Origin of the sequence: Pseudomonas sp. B14(2017) (genome assembly GCF_002113255.1) — a bacterium.
In the GTDB taxonomy this organism is placed as follows: Bacteria; Pseudomonadota; Gammaproteobacteria; order Pseudomonadales; family Pseudomonadaceae; genus Aquipseudomonas; species Aquipseudomonas putida_Z.
Genome location: NZ_NEJY01000007.1, coordinates 22,611 through 40,533, shown reverse-complemented (window position 1 = coordinate 40,533; position 17,923 = coordinate 22,611). Strand labels below are relative to the sequence as shown.

The following is a 17,923-nucleotide window of genomic DNA, read 5'->3' as shown; positions in this document are numbered from 1 at the left end:
CAAAGCGCCCCCAGGATCTTCATCACCGCAAAATCGCCGGGGCCGCCATGCGGCCCTTTCGCGACACAAGGCCGCTCCTACAGAAAGCGTGATCACATCAAGGCTGCCAGGTGTTCGCCGACACACTTTCAGGCGAGCACCTGTTAGCCCCATGCTTGGGTTACCATACCGCCCTTTCCCCGCTTGCTCGACTCGACACCAACAGGTCATCCATGCGTCTGTTTCATACCTCCGACTGGCACCTGGGCCAAAGCCTGCACGGCCAGGAACGCGACTTCGAACACGCCTGCTTCCTCGACTGGCTGCTCGGCCAGCTGCGCCTGCGCCAGCCGGATGCGCTGCTGATCGCCGGCGATATCTTCGACACGGTCAACCCGCCGGTCAAAGCCCAGGAACGTCTCTACGACTTCATCGTCCAGGCCCACGAACAACAGCCGAAGCTGGACATCGTGATGATCGCCGGCAACCACGACTCCGGCTCGCGCATCGAGCTGCCCGCGGCACTGATGCGCCGCCTGCGCACCCATGCCCTGGGCCGTGTGCACTGGCTGGACGAGGGCCAGCTGGACGCCGAGCGCCTGCTGATTCCGCTGACCAACGGCCGTGGCAAGGTCGCCGCCTGGTGCCTGGCCTTGCCCTTCCTGCGCCCGGCCGAGGTGACCGGCCCGCAATTGGGCGACGACTACCTGCAAGGCATCACCCAGGTGCACCAGCAGCTGATCGCCGCCGCGCAAAAGAAGCGCAAGAAGGACCAGGCGCTGATCGCCATCAGCCACGCGCACATGGCCGGTGGCGCGGTGTCGGAGGACTCCGAGCGCAGCCTGATCATCGGCAACGCCGAGGCGCTGCCGGCCAAGCTGTTCGACAAGGCCATCAGCTACGTCGCCCTGGGCCACCTGCACAAGCCGCAGAAGGTCAACCGCGAAGAACGCATCCGCTACAGCGGCTCGCCGATCCCGCTGTCGTTCGCCGAAATCAACTACCCGCACCAGGTGCTGGAAGTGGAGCTGGACGGCACTGGCCTGATCAGCGTCGAACCGCGCCCGGTACCGCGCGCCGTGGCCCTGCAACGGGTCGGCCCGGCACCACTGGGCGAACTGCTGGAGCAGTTGGCCGAGCTGCCAGTGATCGACCTGCTCGAAGACCCCAACCGCCAGCCCTGGCTGGAGGTGCGGGTGATACTGGATGAGCCGCAACCCGACCTGCGCCAGCAGATCGAAACCGCACTGGAAGGCAAGGCCGTGCGCTTGATCCGCATCAGCGCCGAATACGCCGGCCGCAACAATGCCGAAGACGATGACCTGGCCTTTGTCGAACTGGCCCAGATGACCCCGCAGGACCTGTTCAGCCGCGCCTGGGAGCAGGCCTATGGCAACCCCGCCGACGAACAGGCGCTGGCCGACTTCGCCCTGCTGTTGCAGGACGTGCAGCAGGAAGAGGAACAGCCATGAAGATTCTTGCCATCCGCCTGAAGAACCTGGCATCCCTGGCCGGCCCGGTCGATATCGACTTCACCGCCGAACCGCTGGCCAGCGCCGGCCTGTTCGCCATCACCGGGCCTACCGGGGCGGGCAAAAGTACCCTGCTCGACGCCCTGTGCCTGGCGTTGTTCGGCACCGTGCCACGGCTGAACGACATTGGCCGCGAGGCCAAGGTGCCGGATGCAGACGGCGAGATCCCTACCTCCGACCCGCGCAACCTGCTGCGCCGCGGCACCGGCAGCGGCTTTGCCGAAGTCGATTTCGTCGGCATCGATGGCCGCCGCTACCGCGCCCGCTGGGAAGCCAACCGCGCCCGCGACAAGGCCAACGGCAAGCTGCAGCACAGCCGCCAGAGCTTCTATGACCTGGACAGCGAGCAGGTACTGGGCAGCGGCAAGAACGAATACAAGCAACTGGTCGAAGCCCGCCTGGGCCTGAACTTCGAACAGTTCACCCGCGCGGTGATGCTGGCCCAGAGCGAATTCGGCGCCTTCCTCAAGGCCGACGACAAAGAACGCAGCGAGCTGCTGGAAAAGCTCACCAACACCGCCATCTACACCCGCCTGGGCCAGCGGGCCTTCAGCAAGGCACGCGAAGCCGGCGAGGCCCACAATGCCCTGAAGGACCGTGCCAGCCACCTGCTGCCGATGGCCGCCGAAGCCCGCGCCGAGCTCGACCAGCGCCTGGAACAGGCGCAACAGCAGTTCAAGGCCGACCAGGCCGGCGAGCGCCAGCTGGAGCAGCAACGCAACTGGCTGAACGAGCAGCGCCAGCTGCAGGCCCAGCACGCCGAAGCCGGCACCGCGCTGCAGGCCGCCGAGCAGGGCTGGCAACAACTGGCTGACCAGCGCCTGGACCTTGTGCGCCTGGAGCGTCTGGCCCCGCAGCGTCACCAGTTCCACCGCCAGCAGGCACTGACCGCGCAACTGGCACCGCTGGCAGCGAAGATCGCCGAACAACAGCAGCAGCAAGCCGAGCTGCAAGTGCGCACCAGCGAGCTCGAACAGGCGCTGGACGCCGCGCGTCAGGCGCTTGCCGATAGCCAGGCCCAACACAGCGAGAACGCCCCTCGCCTGCGCCAGGCCTTCGCCGCCCAGGACAACCTGGCCCGTCTGGAGCAGGAGCTGGCAGCACAGCGCAGCGCCGGCCAGCAGGCCGAGCAGCAGGTCGCCGAAGGCCAGCAGCACCTGCAGCAGCTGGAAGACAACCAGCAGCGCAGCCTGCAGCAACTGGCGCAGATCGACACCGCGCTCGCCGACAGCCAGCACCTGGCAGGCCTGGCCAATGCCTGGCACGCCTACCTGCCGCAACTGAAGCAAGTGATGCTGATCGGGGGCCGCCTGGCCAAGGGCCGTGAAGAGCTGCCCGGCCTGCAAGCCCAGGCCAGCCAGGCCAATGCGCACTTGCAGGCCGAGCGCGATGCCTTCGAGCTGCTGTTCCGCGAAGCCAAGGCCGAACCCCAGGCCCTGGCAGAACAGATCGACCTGCTGGGTGGCATGCTGCAGGACAACCGCAAGCAGCAGCGCGCCGTGGAAGAGCTGTCACGCCTGCATGGCCGTGAACTGGAACTGCGCCAGCAGCTGGAGGCCGTGCGCGTGCGTCAGCAGCAGGCCATGCAGCAGCGCCAGCAACTGATTACCGAAGGCACCGCCGCCAAGGCCGAGCTGGAAGCCGCCGAGCAAGCGCTCAACCTCACCCGCCAGTTGCTGGAACGCCAGCGCCTGGCACGCAACACCAGCGTCGAAGAGTTGCGCGGCCAGTTGCGCGCCGGCGAACCCTGCCCGGTGTGCGGCAGCGCCGAACACCCGTTCCACCAGCCTGAAGCGCTGCTGCAAAGCCTGGGTCGCCATGACCAGGCCGAAGAAGATGCCGCGCAGAAACAGGTCGAAACCCTCAACAGCAAGCTGGTGGAGCTGCGCACCCAGCTGGGCGTGGTCAACGCCCAGCTCAAGGATTTCCAGCAGCAACAGCAGTACCTGGACGAACAGCTGCAACCGCTGGTGGCCCAGGTGCAGGCGCACAGCCTGTGGCCGGCCCTGGCCCCGCAGGACGACAAGGCCCGCAGTGCCTGGCTCGACAGCCAGCTGCGGCGCCTGGACGAAGAAATCGGCCAGGACGAGAAACGCCAGAGCGCCCTGCTCGCCCTGCAAAAAGATGCAGCCCGTCTCAACCAGCAACTGCAGGCCGCCCAGCAGGCGCAACAGCAAGCCCAGCGCCACCTGGAGCAACAGCACCAGGCCCTGGCCAGCGACGAGCAGCAGTTGCAGCAAGGCCTCGCGGACCTTGCCGGCGTATTGCCCGAAGAGGCCCTCAAGGCCTTGAACGACGACCCGGCCAATGCCTTCCTCGCCCTGGATCAGCAGATCGCCCAACGCCTGCAGCAACTGGAGCAGCGCAAGGACGAACAGGAAGAACAGCAAGCCCGCCAGGCCCAGCTGGACAAGCTGCGCGACCAGCAGCAGGCACGCGTGCAGACCCATCAGCAGCTGCAGCAGAAACTTGCCGCCCTCGACGAGCAGCGCCAACAGGCCCAGGCTTCGCTTGGCGAACTGCTTGGCGGGCACGCAAGCGCCGAAGCCTGGCAACAGCACATGGACGCCGCGCTGGAGCAGGCCCGCGCCCTCGACGCCGACACTGCCCAGCGCCTGCAGGAGCTGCGTACCCAAGGCGTGCAACTGGCCAGCGAACTCAAGGCCAACACCCAGCAGCAGCAGGCGCTGGACGCCGAGTGCCAGCAGTTGCAGGGCCAGATCGCCCAGTGGCGCGCAGAACACCCGGAACTGGACGACGCCGGCCTGGATCGCCTGCTGGGCATGGAGGACGTACAAGTCAATGAGCTGCGCCAGCGCCTGCAAGGCGCCGAAAAGGCCATCGAACAGGGCCGCGTGCTGCTGCAGGAGCGTGAACAACGCCTGCAGCAACATGCCGCGCAAATGACCGTGGACACCTCGGCCGACGCCTTGGAACAGGCCCTGACCGAACTGCGTGAACGCCTGGCCGGCCATGAGCAGCAATGCGCCGAACTGCGTGCACAGCAGGCCGATGACCAGCGTCGCCAACAGGCGCACCAGGCGCTGGCGGCGGAAATCGAACAGGCCCACCAGCAGTGGCAACGCTGGGCTCGCCTGAACGCCCTGATCGGTTCGGCCTCGGGCGATGTGTTCCGCAAGATCGCCCAGGGCTACAACCTCGACCTGCTGCTGCACCATGCCAACGCCCAGCTGCGCCAGCTGGCCCGCCGCTACCGCCTCAAGCGCGGCGGCAGCGCCCTCGGCCTGCTGGTGCTGGACACCGAGATGGGTGACGAACTGCGTTCGGTGCACTCGCTGTCTGGCGGGGAAACCTTCCTGGTGTCGCTGGCCCTGGCCCTGGGCCTGGCCTCGATGGCCTCCAGCACACTGCGCATCGAATCGCTGTTCATCGATGAAGGCTTCGGCAGCCTCGACCCCGAGTCGCTGCAACTGGCTATGGACGCCCTCGACGGCTTGCAGGCCCAGGGCCGCAAGGTGGCGGTGATTTCCCACGTGCAGGAAATGCACGAACGCATCCCGGTGCAGATCCAGGTACGCCGCCAAGGCAATGGCCTGAGTGACGTGGAGGTGTGCGGGTGATCCTCTACTCGTTCCGCCGCTGCCCCTGGGCCATGCGCGCGCGCCTGGCCCTGCGCTATGCGGGGTGCGAGGTGGAGATTCGCGAGGTAGCGATGAAGAACAAGCCGGCAGAACTGCTGGCCTTGTCACCCAAGGGCACGGTGCCGGTACTGGATACCGGTGCCGGGGTGCTCGAAGAAAGCCTGGACATCATGCGCTGGGCGCTGGAGCAAAACGACCCACAGGACTGGCGGCTGCAGGCCGACCCTGTGGCGGCGCAGCAGGCTGAAACACTGATTGCGCGCAACGACAGCACGTTCAAGGCGCAGGTGAACCTGTACAAGTATGCCGAGCGCTACCCCGAGCATACCCGCGAGCATTACCGCCAGCAGGCCGAGGCCTGGCTGGCGGAGCTCGAAGGCCTGCTGGCAGGCAGGCCCTACTTGCTGGCCACGCACCCGAGCATTGCCGATGCCGCGTTGCTGCCCCTGATGCGCCAGTTTGCCGGGGTCGAACCGCAGTGGTTCGCCGAGGCGGCTTATCCGCGGGTGCGGAGCTGGCTGGAGGGGTGGTTGGCTTCGGAGCTGTTCAAGGCCGTAATGGCCAAATGAACCCTGTTTCCTGTACTGGCCCTATCGCCGGCAAGCCGGCTCCCACAGGGACGGCGCTGGACCTGAGGCCTGCTCAACCCCTGTGGGAGCTGGCTTGCCGGCGATAGGGCCAGTACAACATTCAGTGGGTGTGCTTGCCACTCAATGCCGCATGGAAGTTGGCACTCTGGCGCAGGTACTGTTCGGTGTAGCTATGGGTAGTAGACGCCTTGCCGCTGCTGTCGGCATGGGCATGCGTCGGCAATACGACCGAAGCGGAAATGGCGGATGCGGCAATGACCGGGAAGAGATTGAAGTTCATCTGGGCTGACCTCGACGGCGGTGGTTTGACGTTGGCCCGTTTGGGCCTTGGGTCAAACTTACGCCGCCGAAGCCGCAGGCAAAAATTCATTGCGCCAGTATCGATTATCACGCCGATCGATATCACTCGATGAATTTCAGGTCCGACGGCGCATCCTGCTTCAGCGTCTGCACCGTCTCCAACAGCTTGCCGCTGCGCGGATCGCGGCGTATCACCACGATCTGGTTGCTCTTCTGGTTGGCCACCAGCAGGAAGTTGTCACTCGGATCGAGGGCGAACTCGCGGGGATGATCCCCCTCCACCGAACGGCGCTGCAGGAATGTCAGCTGGCCATCCTGCTTGCCCACGCTGAACACCACGATCTCGTTGGCCGTGCCTCGGTTGCTCACATACAGGAAGCGCCCGTCTGCCGACAAGTGCAAGCCACCTGCCGCTTTCGCCGCAGCTTCCTTGCTCTCGGTCAGGGGCAGGCGCTGGCGTTCGACCAGGTTGCCCTCCTGCACATCGAACATGACCACGTCGGCACTCATTTCCAAGGTCAGGTAGGCGTGCCGGCCCTTGGCGTCGAACAACAGGTGGCGCGGCCCGCTGCCCGGCGGCAGATCCACCGACGCGGGGATCGCCGGCGTCAACGGGTGGTCTGCGCTGGCACCGTCGTAGCGGTAGATGAACACCTTGTCGGCACCCAGGTCGCTGGCATACAGGTGGCGGCCGTCCGGTGACAGCACCAGCGAATGCACATGGGCGCCAGCCTGGCGCTCGGGGTTGACCCCGCTCGCCTTGTGCCGGGCCTGTTGCACCACCGGCTTGAGCTTGCCGTCCTTGGCCACCGGGATTACCACCAGGCTGCCGCCAGGGTCGGGCTTGACCGCGTAGTTGGCCACGAACAGATAACGCTGGTCCTGGCTGAGGCTGGCGTGAGTCGGCTCGTCACCTTGGCTGGCCACCTGGTTGATGGGCTTGATCTCGCCTTTTGCACTGACGCTGAAGCTGCTGGCATGGCCGTTCGGGGTTTCATTGACCGCGAACAGCTGGCGTTGATCGGCCGACAATACCAGCCACGAAGGGCTGACACTCTTCACCACCTGCTGCGGCGCAGGGTCGATATGGCCGGTCTTTTCGTCAAACTGATAGCGGTAGATGCCCTGGCTGGCGCCATCGGTGTAACTGCCCACCAGCAAGGTGGCGGCGTGGGCGTGGAGGGTCACGCTCATCAGGCTAGCGGTCAGCAGGCTCGTCCAGATCCGATTCATCTTCGTCATCATCCGGGGCACGAAAGGCACTCATACAGACTAGTCGATGCTCGCCGTTGGCATCGTCGAGTTGCCACTCGTCACCCACGGCGATGGCGGCAGTGATCTGCTCGGGGGTGAAGGACCAGCGGCGGAGCTGGCGGCCGTCCATGCATTCGATGGTGAGGCCGGATTCATCGGAGGTGAAGTCGAAGGCGTGCAGGCCGTCGATCAGGAGCATGTCGCAGGACTGCAGGGCGGTGGCGAGGGGGGACATGGGGGTACCAATCTGAAATGAGTTGGCATTATAGCCTTGGGGCTGCTTTGCAGCCCATCGCGACACAAGGCCGCTCCTACAGGGATCGCATCAACCTGCCGATACGCGTTCCCCTGTAGGAGCGGCCTTGTGTCGCGATGGGCCGCATAGCGGCCCCTTGCGGTCAATGAGCGAAAATGGAGCCCCCCTCCTTGCCCACCATCTTCTCAGGCTTGATCAGGAACCTTGCCAGCGCCGGCAACAGCCACAGCGCACCGAACATGTTCCACAGCAGCATGAAGGTCAGCATCAGCCCCATGTCCGCCTGGAACTTGATCGCCGAGAAAATCCAGGTGCACACGCCGATGGCCAGGCACAACCCGGTGAACAGCACCGCCTTGCCAGTCGAGCGCAGGGTCTCGTAATAAGCCTCCTGCAACGGCAACCCGGCGCGCAGGAAGCTTTCCAGCCGGCTGTAGATGTAGATGCCATAGTCCACGCCAATGCCCACACCCAGCGCCACCACCGGCAAGGTCGCCACCTTGACCCCGATGCCCATGTAGGCCATCAGCGCGTTGCCCAGCACCGAGGTCAGCACCAGCGGCAGGACGATGCACAGGGTGGCGGCGAACGAGCGGAAGGTAATCAGGCACATCACCGCCACGCAGATGTACACCAGGATCAGGATGGTCAGCTCGGCCGACTTGATCACCTCGTTGGTCGCCGCTTCGATCCCGGCATTGCCCGCCGCCAGCAGGAACTGCAGGCCTTCCTTGTTGTGGCTGTCGGCAAACGCCTTGGCCACGGCAGTGACCCGCTCCAGGGTTTCGGCCTTGTGGTCGTTGAGGAACACCAGCACCGGCGCCAGCGAGCAGTCGCCGTTGTACAGGCCATCGGCGCGGGCGATGGAGTTGTTGAGGATGTCCGGGTTGCGCGACAGGGTTTCCCATTTCAGGCTGCCCTCGTTCATGCCCTTGATCACCTGCTTGGACACGGTCACGAGGGAAATTGCCGACTGCACGCCCGGGGTGTTCTGCATGGTCCACATCAGCTCGTCGATCGGCGCCATGGTCGAGTGGATCGAGCAGCTTTCCGGCGGGGTCTTGACCATGATCACCAGCACATCGGAACTGGTCGAGTAGTTGCTGATGATGAAGTTGTTGTCCTGGTTGTAGCGCGAGTCGGGGCGCAGTTCTGGCGCGCCCTGGTCGAGGTCGCCGATCTTCAGGTTCTGGCTGTACCACAGGCCACCGGCGAAGGCGACCAGCGCCAGGGCCACCGACACCGGCGCCACCTTGGCGCTGGCGAAGTTCGACAGCAGGCGCCAGAACGGGTGCTCGCGGGTGGCGTCCTGCTTGCTGCGCTCGACGGCCTTCTTGCTGATGCCGACATAGGAGATGGCCACCGGCAGCAGGATGAGGTTGGTGAACACGATCACCGCCACACCGATGGAAGCACCGATGGCCAGTTCACGAATCACCCCGATGTCGATGATCAGCAAGGTGATGAAGCCCACGGCGTCGGCAAGGATGGCGATCATCCCCGGCAGGAACAGCTGGCGGAACGTGCGTCGTGCAGCGGTCAGGGCGTTGTCGGCGTCACTCGACTGCAGGGCGATACCGTTGATCTTCTGCACCCCGTGGGAAATGCCGATGGCGAAGATCAGGAACGGCACCAGCATCGAGTACGGGTCCAGGCCAAAGCCCACCGCATGCATCAGGCCCAGCTGCCAGACCACCGCCACCAGGGTGGTGATGAGCACGGCGATGGTGCTGCGGATGCACCAGGTGAACCAGTACAGCAGCACCCAGGTGATGGCCAGGGCGACGCCAAAGAACATCGCCACCATCACCAGGCCGTCGATCAGGTCGCCGACCTTCTTGGCGAAGCCGACGATGTGCACCTTGACGTTGGGGTTCTGTGCCTGGAACTTGTCGCGGATTTTTTCTTCCAGCTGGTGCGAGAACTGCTGGTAGTCCAGCTTCACCTGCTTGCCCGGGTCCTGCGGGTCTGGGTAGCTCTCCAGCAGCGGCACGTCAACGATGCTGGATTTGAAGTTGTTGCCCACCAGGCGCCCCACCTGGCCCGACTTGAGCACGTTGTCGCGCAGGGTGTCGAGGCTGTCCTGCGAGCCGTTATAGGTGTTGGGGATCACCTCGCCACCGGAAAAGCCTTCCTCGGTGACCTCGCTCCAGCGCACGCTGGGGCTCCACAGCGACTTCAGCCCGGCACGGTCGACGCCAGGGATGTAGAACACTTCGTCATGGATCTGCCGCAGGGTCTCCATGTAGTCCTTGTCGAAGATGTCGCCATTCACGGCCTCCACCGAAATGCGCACGGTGTTGCCGAGGTTGGCCAGGTCGTTGCGGTGCTCCATCATCTGCTCGATGAACGGGTGCTGCAGCGGGATCATCTTCTCGAAGCTGGTGGATGGGCGAATCTGCGTGGCCTGCCAGAACAGGAAGATGCTGACCAGTACGCACAGGGCGATGACCACGGGGCGATTGTTGAAGATCAGGCGTTCGAGCAGCGTGGCCTTGTCCTGGTGATGCGGGTGCATGGTGATGCTCTCCCTGCTGGTCATGGACGCACCTCCTGGTCAGCACCCTGCGGGTCAGCCAGGTGCACGCCACCCTGCCCTACCAGCAGCAGGCCGCCATCGGCCAGGCCGCTGACGCCGGCCAGGGCAATGCGGTCGGCGCGGTTGTAGACACTGAAGGTCTGGCCATCATCGGTACTGCGCAGCACGCTGCCGCCATTGCCGACCAGCACCAGGCTACCGTCCTCGACAAGCGTAGCGCCTGCCAGGCCGAATTCGAGATTGCCACGTGCGGCCTTGAGCTCGATCGGCTGCCAGCTGTCACCGAAATCGGCGGAACGGAACAGGTTGCCGCGCAGGCCGTAGGCCAGCAGGGTATGCGGCTGGGCAGTGCCGATCACGCCGAACAGCGAGCCCTCGTAAGGGCCCTCGACCTTGGCCCAGGTCTGGCCGTTGTCGGCGGAGCGGAACATGCCACCCTGCTCGCCGACGATGAACAGGCCCGCGTCACGCACCTGGGCGATACCGTTCAGGTGCAGCTGGTCGGGGTTGTCCAGGCGCTCGGCCACGTCCTGCCAGTGCTGGCCGCCGTCGGTGGTTTCCAGCAAGGCGCCGTAGGCACCTACGGCAAAGCCGTGCCGGGCGTCGAGGAAGGCGACATCGAGCAAGGGTGCTTCGCGGGACAGGTCTTCGAACTGCTTGCTCCAGGTGGCACCACCATCGCTGCTGGCGAGCACCAGCGCATCGTGGCCGACGGCCCAGCCGCGCTTGTCGTCGAGGAAGAACACCGCGGTCAGCAGTTGCCGGGTGGGCACCCGCGCCTGGGTCCAGGTGCTGCCCTGGTCGTCGGAGAACAGGATATGACCGCGATCGCCCACCACCACCAGGCGCTTGCCGGCATGGGTGGCGTCGATCAGCAGGCTTTGGCTGGCCTTGACCGATTCGGTGGAATACTCGTCGGCGGCAGCGGCTTGCACGCTGTCAGCCCACACGCCAAGCCCCAGCGCCAGTACCGCGCCGGCTGCCAATGGCCAGGCAAAGCGCCTGTTCTGTTCCCTCATGACTGTCCCCCTGTTGTGTTCTTGTCTGGTGGGTCAATGCACTGCAGGTACTGCGAAAAGCCTGATCTAGAGGCCTGCAATAGCTTGAGGGGATCGTAGCGGGGATATTTGCGGGAACACAACGGGCGGGGTGTTATGTTTTGTTGTCGGCCTTGTAAAGCCGGGGCCGCTGTGCGGCCCTTCGCGGGCACGCCCGCTCCCACAGGGATATCACAGGCCTTGAAAGCAGTGATATCCCTGTGGGAGCGGGCGTGCCCGCGAAGGGCTGCAAAGCAGCCCCCTTGGCCCTTAAGCCAGGCTCTTGCTCACAACCTCGTACACATCACTGGACAGCTCACCAGAAGCCAGAATCCGCTCCAGCTCGCCCTTCATCAGGGCCTGACGCCCGTCGTCATACTTGCGCCAGCGGGTCAGCGGTGCCAGTTGCCGAGAGGCGATCTGCGGGTTCAGCGCATTCAGCTCGATCACCAGGTCCGCCAGGAAGCGGTAGCCGGAGCCATCCGCCGCATGGAAGTTGACCAGGTTCTGCCCGGCAAAGGCGCCGACCAGCGCACGTACCTTATTCGGGTTCTTCAGGGTGAACGCCGGGTGCTGCATCAGCGCCTTGACCCGCGCCAGCCCGCCCGGCAGCGTACTGGCCGCCTGCACGCTGAACCACTGGTCCATGACCAGCGGGTTGTCCTTGAAGTGCTCGGCAAAGGCTTCCAGCGCCTTGGCCCGCTCGGCCTCGAACGGCGAGTTGACCAGCACGGCCAGTGCGGTCAGGCGCTCGGTCATGTTGTCGCAGTGCTCGAACTGCTCCAGGGTCGCCTGCAGCACCTGCGGCTTGCCGCTCTGCATCAGGTACGACAGCGCGATGTTCTGCAGGCTGCGGCGGGCGAAGTGCTCGGCCGAGGCCACGTAGGCGGTGCTGCGCGACACTTCGCGGTTGGCCTGGTAGCGCGCCCACAGGGCGTCGAACAGCTGCTCGGCGATCTGCTGGCGGGCGAACTCGCGGGCGGCGTGGATGGCGTCCACGTCGGCCACCTGGCTGATTTCGGTGAGGTAGGCCTCACCCGGCAGCGAGAGCATTTCGGCAACCATGGCCGGGTCCAGCGACTCGTTGCCGAGCACGGTGCCCAGGGCGTTGATCAGGCGCTGGTCGAGCTTGAGTGCTTCGCCGCGCTGATGCTGGCCGATCAGCTCCTGCAGCACCTGCACCGACAACTGCTGCCCCGCCTCCCAGCGGTTGAAGCCGTCGCTGTCGTGCTGCATCAGGAACATCAGCTGGTCGCGGTCGTAGGGGAAGCTCAGCTTGACCGGTGCGCTGAAGCCACGCAGCAGCGACGGCAGCGGCTTGGCCTGGATGCCCTGGAAGGTGAAGGTCTGCTCGGCCTCGGTCACCGACAGCACGCGGCTGGTGCCCTGCGCCGTCGCTTCACCGGCCAGTTGCAGCGGCAGGTCGTTGCCTGCGGCATCCAGCAGGCCAAGCTCCACCGGGATCACGAACGGCAGTTTTTCGGCCTTGTCCGGGGTCTGCGGGCAGCTTTGGCGGAAGGTCAGGCTGTAGGTCTGCGCGGCCGCGTCATAGGCCTCGCTGACTTCCAGGCGCGGGGTGCCGGCCTGGTTGTACCAGCGCTTGAACTGGGTGAAGTCGACGCCGTTGGCGTCTTCCATGGCCTTGATGAAATCGTCGGTGGTCACCGCCTGGCCATCGTGGCGTTCGAAGTACAGGTCGCTGCCCTTGCGGAAGCCGTCTGCGCCCAGCAGGGTACGAACCATGCGGACCACTTCGGCGCCCTTCTCGTACACGGTCAGGGTGTAGAAGTTGGAGATCTCGATGAAGCTGTCCGGGCGCACCGGGTGGGCCATGGGGCCAGCGTCTTCGGCGAACTGGTGAGTACGCAGGTAGGCCACGTCTTCGATGCGCTTGACCGTGCGCGAGTTCATGTCGGCGCTGAATTCGGCATCGCGGAACACCGTGAAGCCTTCCTTCAGCGACAGCTGGAACCAGTCACGGCAGGTGACGCGGTTGCCCGACCAGTTGTGGAAATACTCGTGGGCGACCACGCCTTCGACGCGCTGGTGTGCGGCATCGGTGGCCGTTTCGGCACGGGCCAGCACACAGCTGGAGTTGAAGATGTTCAGGCCCTTGTTTTCCATGGCGCCCATGTTGAAGTCGTTGACCGCGACGATCATGAAGATGTCCAGGTCGTACTCGCGGCCATAGACTTCTTCGTCCCAGCGCATGGACTTCTTCAGGCTGACCATGGCGTGGTCGCACTTGTCGATGTTCTCGGGCTCGACGTAGATGCGCAGGGTCACGTCACGGCCGGACTGGCGGGTGAAGCTGTCCTCGACGCACCACAGGTCACCGGCCACCAGGGCGAACAGGTAGGCCGGCTTCATGAACGGGTCTTCCCAGGTCGCCCAGTGGCGGCCGTCTTCTCCCTGGCCTTTCTCGAAGGTCCCGCTGCCGATCGGGTTGCCGTTCGACAGCAATACCGGGTAGCGATGCTGCTCGGCGATGACCGTGGTGGTGAAGGTGCTCATCACGTCCGGGCGGTCGAGGTAGTAGGTGATCTTGCGGAAGCCTTCGGCCTCGCACTGGGTGCAGAACATCTTGCCCGACTTGTACAGGCCTTCCAGTGCGGTGTTGCTTTCGGGGTGGATCTTCACGCTGGTGTCGAGGGTGAAGCGCTCGGCCTTGGGCTGCACGGTCAGGCTGTCGGCGTCGAGCTGGTAGTCGCCCGGCTGCAGCTCCTGGTCATCCAGCGAGGCGCGCAGCAGTTCCAGCTGCTGGCCATCGAGCTCCAGTGGCGGCAGGCCGTCACCGCGTGCCGGGTTGCGGCGCATGACCAGTTGCGCGTGAACCAGGGTGTGGTCCTCGAACAGCTCGAAGGTCAGGTGCGTCTCGTCGATCAGGTACTCGGGCGCCTGGTAATCCTCGAGGTAGATCACTTGCGGTTGTTCGGTACGCATGTGCAGGTCCTTTTTACTGGAGCACGGCCAACTGGTAGGCCGTGTACTTGCGAATATTGATCACACCGGTGTCGAAGATCAGGTACTGGCCCTTGATGCCCAGCAGCGTGCCTTCCACTACCGGGTCCTTGTCGAGGTTGAAGCTGACGATCTTCGATGGGTAGGCCTCGACCGGGTACTTCATCTGCACCACTTCGGCGTCGGCCAGCGGCTGGATCGCCTGCAGGCCGAAGCGCCCCTGCAGCTCGCGCAGGCCATCGGCACAGGCGTCGAAGACCTGTTCACGAATGGCGACCAGGTCGAGCTCCTCGGCATCGCCCTTGAGCAGGGCGCGCCAGTTGGTGCGGTCCGGCACCTGGCTGCGCAGCAAGTCTTCGACCAGGCCGGACTGCTGGCGGGTGGCCACGCGCACGATCGGCAGGGCCTGGCTGGCACCCTGGTCGAGCCAGCGGGTGGGCAGCTGGGTGGCGCGGGTGATACCGACCTTGATCCCCGACGAGTTGGCCAGGTAGACCACATGGTCGGTCATGCAGAACTGTTCGCCCCACGACGGTTCGCGGCAGGTGCCAGCGTCGTAGTGGCACTTTTCCGGGGCCATGATGCACACATCGCACTGGGCCAGTTTGGTCATGCACGGGTAGCAGTAACCCTGGCTGAAGCTGGTCTTGGTGCGCTTGCCACAATGGCTGCAGTGAATGGCGCCGAGGTATTCGAGGCGCAGGCGCTGGCCGATCAGCGGGTTGACCGGCACCTGCGTGTCATCCAGACGGAAGCTGTACTGCACCACTGGCGCCTGCAGGCTTACCGCCATCTTGCTCAACGAGCCACGAGCGAGTTCGATCAATGTACCGAGTCCGACTTGAACAGAATGTTGGCGATCGGCGCGGACTTCGAGGCGCATTCCTGCGGGCCCATGTAGCCGGTACGCTGGTCTTCGGGCAGGTTTTTCATCTCCCAGGCGATTACCGCCTGCAGCGACAGCTCTTTCTGCTCGGCAGTGAGCTTGCGGCCATCCGACCATTTGCCGATTTCCACGGCCAGTTTCAGGCTCTCGTAGATTTCCGGGGTGATGTTTTCAATCATTTGCGCGAAAGTGGACATAGTGTCTCCTGATTCAAGCCGACAGTTTACGCCGGGCCAGCGCCCCACCCAAGAGCCCGGTCAGGCATCCGATGAGCAGCCCGCCGACGTGGGCGGCATTGGCGATCTGGCCAAGGCCCAGGGTGTCGATCACGCCGCTCAGGCACACCACCAGCCAGATGAGCATCATCACCAGCACGCCCTTGGGCAGGTTGAAGTAACGGTCGGGTGCCAGCCACTGGTACAGCCAGATGTGCCCGAGCAGGCCGTACAGCACGCCGGAAAGGCCGCCGAACAGGCTCGGCCCGCTGCTGTAGTGCTGGGCCAGGTTGGACACCAGGCTGAACAGCAGGGTCAGGCCCAGCAGCGCCCACGGGCCCTGGCGCAATTCGATGCGTTTGCCCAGTTCCCAGTACCACAGGCTGTTCATGGCCAGGTGCAGCACGCCGAAATGCAGCAGCATGGGCGATACCAGGCGCCACCACTGGCCTTCGTCCAGGCTTTGCGCCAGCGGGCTGAAGTACAGGTAGTCGCCCTGGACGCGGAAATCGAGGAAGGTGAACCAGCTGATGGTGGTGAAGTTGTCGCCCAGGCCGGTGAGGCCGGCAACGATGAAGCACAGCAGCAGGGTCAGGGTGGTGATCTTGCAGGCGCGGGCCTGTTCCGCCAGGGAGGGCCCTTTCGCGGGCTCGCCCGCTCCCACAGGATCGGTGGTGGCTGGCAGGTCGGCGTTGCCGTCGGGGTAGCGCTGGTAGAGTTCGCGGACGTCTGCGGCCAGGGTGTCGGGGGCCCAGAGCACCTGGGCATCGCCCTCCTCGCTGACCCGGTGCGGCACCTGCAGGCGCTGCAGCAGGTGAACGAAGCCGCTGAGGTCGACCGACAGCGGCAGGCGCATCACTTCGATAATGTTCATTGGTTGGCCTGTGGGCGGTCGACATCGACCCAGACGAACTTGTGCGGGTCGATGCGGGTTTCATCATCCAGCCGGTAGGCTGCCAGCTTGCCATAGAGCACGGCGCTGTAGTCCAGGCAGGCCAGGTTGGCGCGGATCGGCGCCGGGCGACCGCTGCGCCAGTAATGGCCGACGAACAGCATGGGCTCGTCTTCGGCATAGCGCAGCAAGGCGTTCTTCTGGCTGTGACTGAGCGGGGTGCTGGCCACTTCCGCGGGCAGGGCGTCTGGCTGGAACACGATGTCGCCGTAGGTTTGCGGGTCTTCTTCCCAGAACTTGGTACGGAAGAAGGCACGGGTCAGGCCGTCGCCACCGGTGAGGGTCAGGCCGTCCGGCAGGCGCATGTCGGTACCGCGCAGCAGGCGGTTGCACACGGTGGCGGCAAAGCTGCCGCTCACCGCCGAGGCCTGGATGAAGTGCTCGTCGATACGCCCGTCGGGGTACTGCTGGCGCAGCGGCTCGATCAGCCGCGGGTCCCAGCAGGCATGCACCAGGCGGAAGCGCCCGGCGTCGACGAACAGCGGCAATTCGTAGAACCAGTTGACGAAGTCGTGCCAGTCAGCAGGGTGGTGGGCAAACTGGGTCAGGGTTTCGTCGATCAACCGGGCGTGGCGCGGCGTATGCTCGCGCACGAAGGCCTTGCCGCTGCCGGGCAGTGCCGGGGTAACCCAGCCCAGCGCGTTGTATTCGTGGTTGCCCATGATGCAGAACGCCTGGCCGGCCTCGACCATGTCGTGGACGATGTGCAGCGCCTCGCGAATGCGTGGCCCGCGGTCGACGATGTCGCCAAGGAACAGCGCCTGGCGCCGCGGGTGGCGCCACACGCCTGCCACACGCTTGTAACCGAGGGCGTCGAGCAGGCGTTCAAGGGTCAGCGCACAACCGTGCACGTCACCGATGATGTCGAAACTACGCGCCGGATCGAGCATCAGTCGTCCCTGCTTCCCAGGCGGCTGCCCCAGCCGAGCTTGGTGCGGCAGACCTCGTAGTAATTGTGGTCCAGCGGGTGGATCAGGCGCAGCTTCTGCGGTTTCTTGCTCACCGTGATGGTGTCGCCGGGGGCACAAGTGAAGTGGTTCTGGCCGTCACAGGATACTTGCGGGTAGATCTGCAGGTCCTTGGACACCACGATCTTCAGCTCGCTGTTGCCGTCGACCACGATCGGCCTGCCCGACAGCGTGTGCGGGTACATTGGCACGATGACGATGGCGTCGAGCTTGGGGTGCATGATCGGGCCGCCGGCCGACAGCGCGTAGGCGGTGGAGCCGGTGGGGGTGGCGACGATCAGGCCGTCGGCCTTCTGGCTGCAGACGAACTGGCCATCGATGTAGATCTCGAACTCGATCATGCGCGTCGACTTGCCCGGGTGCAGCACCACGTCGTTCAGCGCATCACCCTGGCCGATGGCTTCGTTGTGGCGGCGTACCTCGGCCTGCAGCAGGAAGCGGTTTTCCACCAGATAGTGGCCGTCGAGCACTTCGGCGACCTTCTCTTCCAGCTCGTCGGGGCGGATGTCGGTGAGGAAGCCCAGGTTGCCACGGTTGATGCCCAGCACCGGAATGTTGTGCCGGGCCAGGGCGCGGGCGGCGCCCAGCAGGCTGCCGTCGCCGCCGACCACGATGACCAGGTCGCAGACCTCGCCCAGCAGCTTGCGGGTAGAGGTTTGCAGGCCATGGCCGGGCAGCACTTCGGCGATGGTGTCCTCAAGGATCACGTGCAGGTGGCGCTCGAGGAGGAATTTTTTCAGTCGGCGAATGGTGTCGAGCACCTGCGAGCTGCCAAGGCGGCCGATGATACCGATATTGCGAAATTGCTCCATGGGGCTCCTGCGAGGCTCTGCGGCGGGTGACTATGCCGCG

14 protein-coding genes are annotated in these 17,923 nt (G+C 64.9%); 3 read left to right on the top strand and 11 right to left on the bottom strand.

What is annotated here, in order from left to right; all coding sequences use genetic code 11:
• Positions 1 to 212: 212 nt before the first annotated feature.
• The 3 genes from CAG34_RS08655 to CAG34_RS08645 are packed head-to-tail and all read left to right on the top strand — an operon-like array spanning position 213 to position 5,682.
• Positions 213 to 1,451, top strand: a complete 1,239-nt coding sequence (locus CAG34_RS08655) for an exonuclease SbcCD subunit D C-terminal domain-containing protein (protein ID WP_085589251.1) — start codon at positions 213 to 215, stop codon at positions 1,449 to 1,451.
• Entirely contained in the window at positions 1,448 to 5,092 is a 3,645-nt protein-coding gene (locus tag CAG34_RS08650; protein WP_085589249.1) for an AAA family ATPase, read from the top strand. The genes CAG34_RS08655 and CAG34_RS08650 overlap by 4 nt, the downstream gene beginning before the upstream one ends.
• Entirely contained in the window at positions 5,089 to 5,682 is a 594-nt protein-coding gene (locus CAG34_RS08645) for a glutathione S-transferase (RefSeq protein WP_085589247.1), read from the top strand. Before CAG34_RS08650 ends, CAG34_RS08645 begins: the two co-directional genes overlap by 4 nt.
• Before the next feature lie 121 nt (positions 5,683 to 5,803).
• Here the strand turns inward: CAG34_RS08645 and CAG34_RS08640 are convergent, their stop codons facing one another.
• From CAG34_RS08640 to CAG34_RS08585, 11 genes are all read right to left on the bottom strand, one after another.
• Positions 5,804 to 5,983 carry a hypothetical protein gene (locus tag CAG34_RS08640; RefSeq protein WP_085589245.1) on the bottom strand — a complete coding sequence of 60 codons (180 nt, stop codon included), beginning with the start codon at positions 5,981 to 5,983 and terminating at the stop codon, positions 5,804 to 5,806.
• Positions 5,984 to 6,105: 122 nt separating this feature from the next.
• The gene (locus CAG34_RS08635) at positions 6,106 to 7,236 is read right to left on the bottom strand and encodes a lactonase family protein (RefSeq protein ID WP_025338262.1); all 1,131 of its coding nucleotides are present in this window, start codon (positions 7,234 to 7,236) and stop codon (positions 6,106 to 6,108) included.
• Positions 7,202 to 7,492, bottom strand: a complete 291-nt coding sequence (locus CAG34_RS08630; RefSeq protein ID WP_025338261.1) for a DUF5629 family protein — start codon at positions 7,490 to 7,492, stop codon at positions 7,202 to 7,204. Before CAG34_RS08630 ends, CAG34_RS08635 begins: the two co-directional genes overlap by 35 nt.
• Before the next feature lie 163 nt (positions 7,493 to 7,655).
• Entirely contained in the window at positions 7,656 to 10,031 is a 2,376-nt protein-coding gene (locus tag CAG34_RS08625; protein ID WP_024086538.1) for an RND family transporter, read from the bottom strand.
• A gap of 20 nt (positions 10,032 to 10,051) precedes the next feature.
• A complete protein-coding gene (locus CAG34_RS08620) occupies positions 10,052 to 11,071 on the bottom strand; it encodes a YCF48-related protein (RefSeq protein ID WP_085589243.1) in 1,020 nt (339 codons plus the stop codon).
• A gap of 288 nt (positions 11,072 to 11,359) precedes the next feature.
• A complete protein-coding gene (gene pepN / locus CAG34_RS08610) occupies positions 11,360 to 14,032 on the bottom strand; it encodes an aminopeptidase N (RefSeq protein WP_085589239.1) in 2,673 nt (890 codons plus the stop codon).
• 13 nt (positions 14,033 to 14,045) lie between these two features.
• The gene (locus tag CAG34_RS08605) at positions 14,046 to 14,876 is read right to left on the bottom strand and encodes a DUF2797 domain-containing protein (protein WP_075044170.1); all 831 of its coding nucleotides are present in this window, start codon (positions 14,874 to 14,876) and stop codon (positions 14,046 to 14,048) included.
• Entirely contained in the window at positions 14,873 to 15,133 is a 261-nt protein-coding gene (locus tag CAG34_RS08600) for a YeaC family protein (protein WP_003260154.1), read from the bottom strand. Before CAG34_RS08600 ends, CAG34_RS08605 begins: the two co-directional genes overlap by 4 nt.
• A gap of 13 nt (positions 15,134 to 15,146) precedes the next feature.
• On the bottom strand, positions 15,147 to 16,025 hold the full coding sequence (locus CAG34_RS08595) for a rhomboid family intramembrane serine protease (RefSeq protein WP_025338257.1): 879 nt from the start codon (positions 16,023 to 16,025) through the stop codon (positions 15,147 to 15,149).
• On the bottom strand, positions 16,022 to 16,993 hold the full coding sequence (locus CAG34_RS08590) for a metallophosphoesterase (RefSeq protein ID WP_075044167.1): 972 nt from the start codon (positions 16,991 to 16,993) through the stop codon (positions 16,022 to 16,024). Before CAG34_RS08590 ends, CAG34_RS08595 begins: the two co-directional genes overlap by 4 nt.
• Positions 16,993 to 17,883: an NAD(+) kinase gene (locus tag CAG34_RS08585; protein ID WP_025338255.1), complete on the bottom strand. Its 891-nt coding sequence runs from the start codon at positions 17,881 to 17,883 to the stop codon at positions 16,993 to 16,995. Before CAG34_RS08585 ends, CAG34_RS08590 begins: the two co-directional genes overlap by 1 nt.
• Between the last annotated feature and the right edge of the window lie 40 nt (positions 17,884 to 17,923).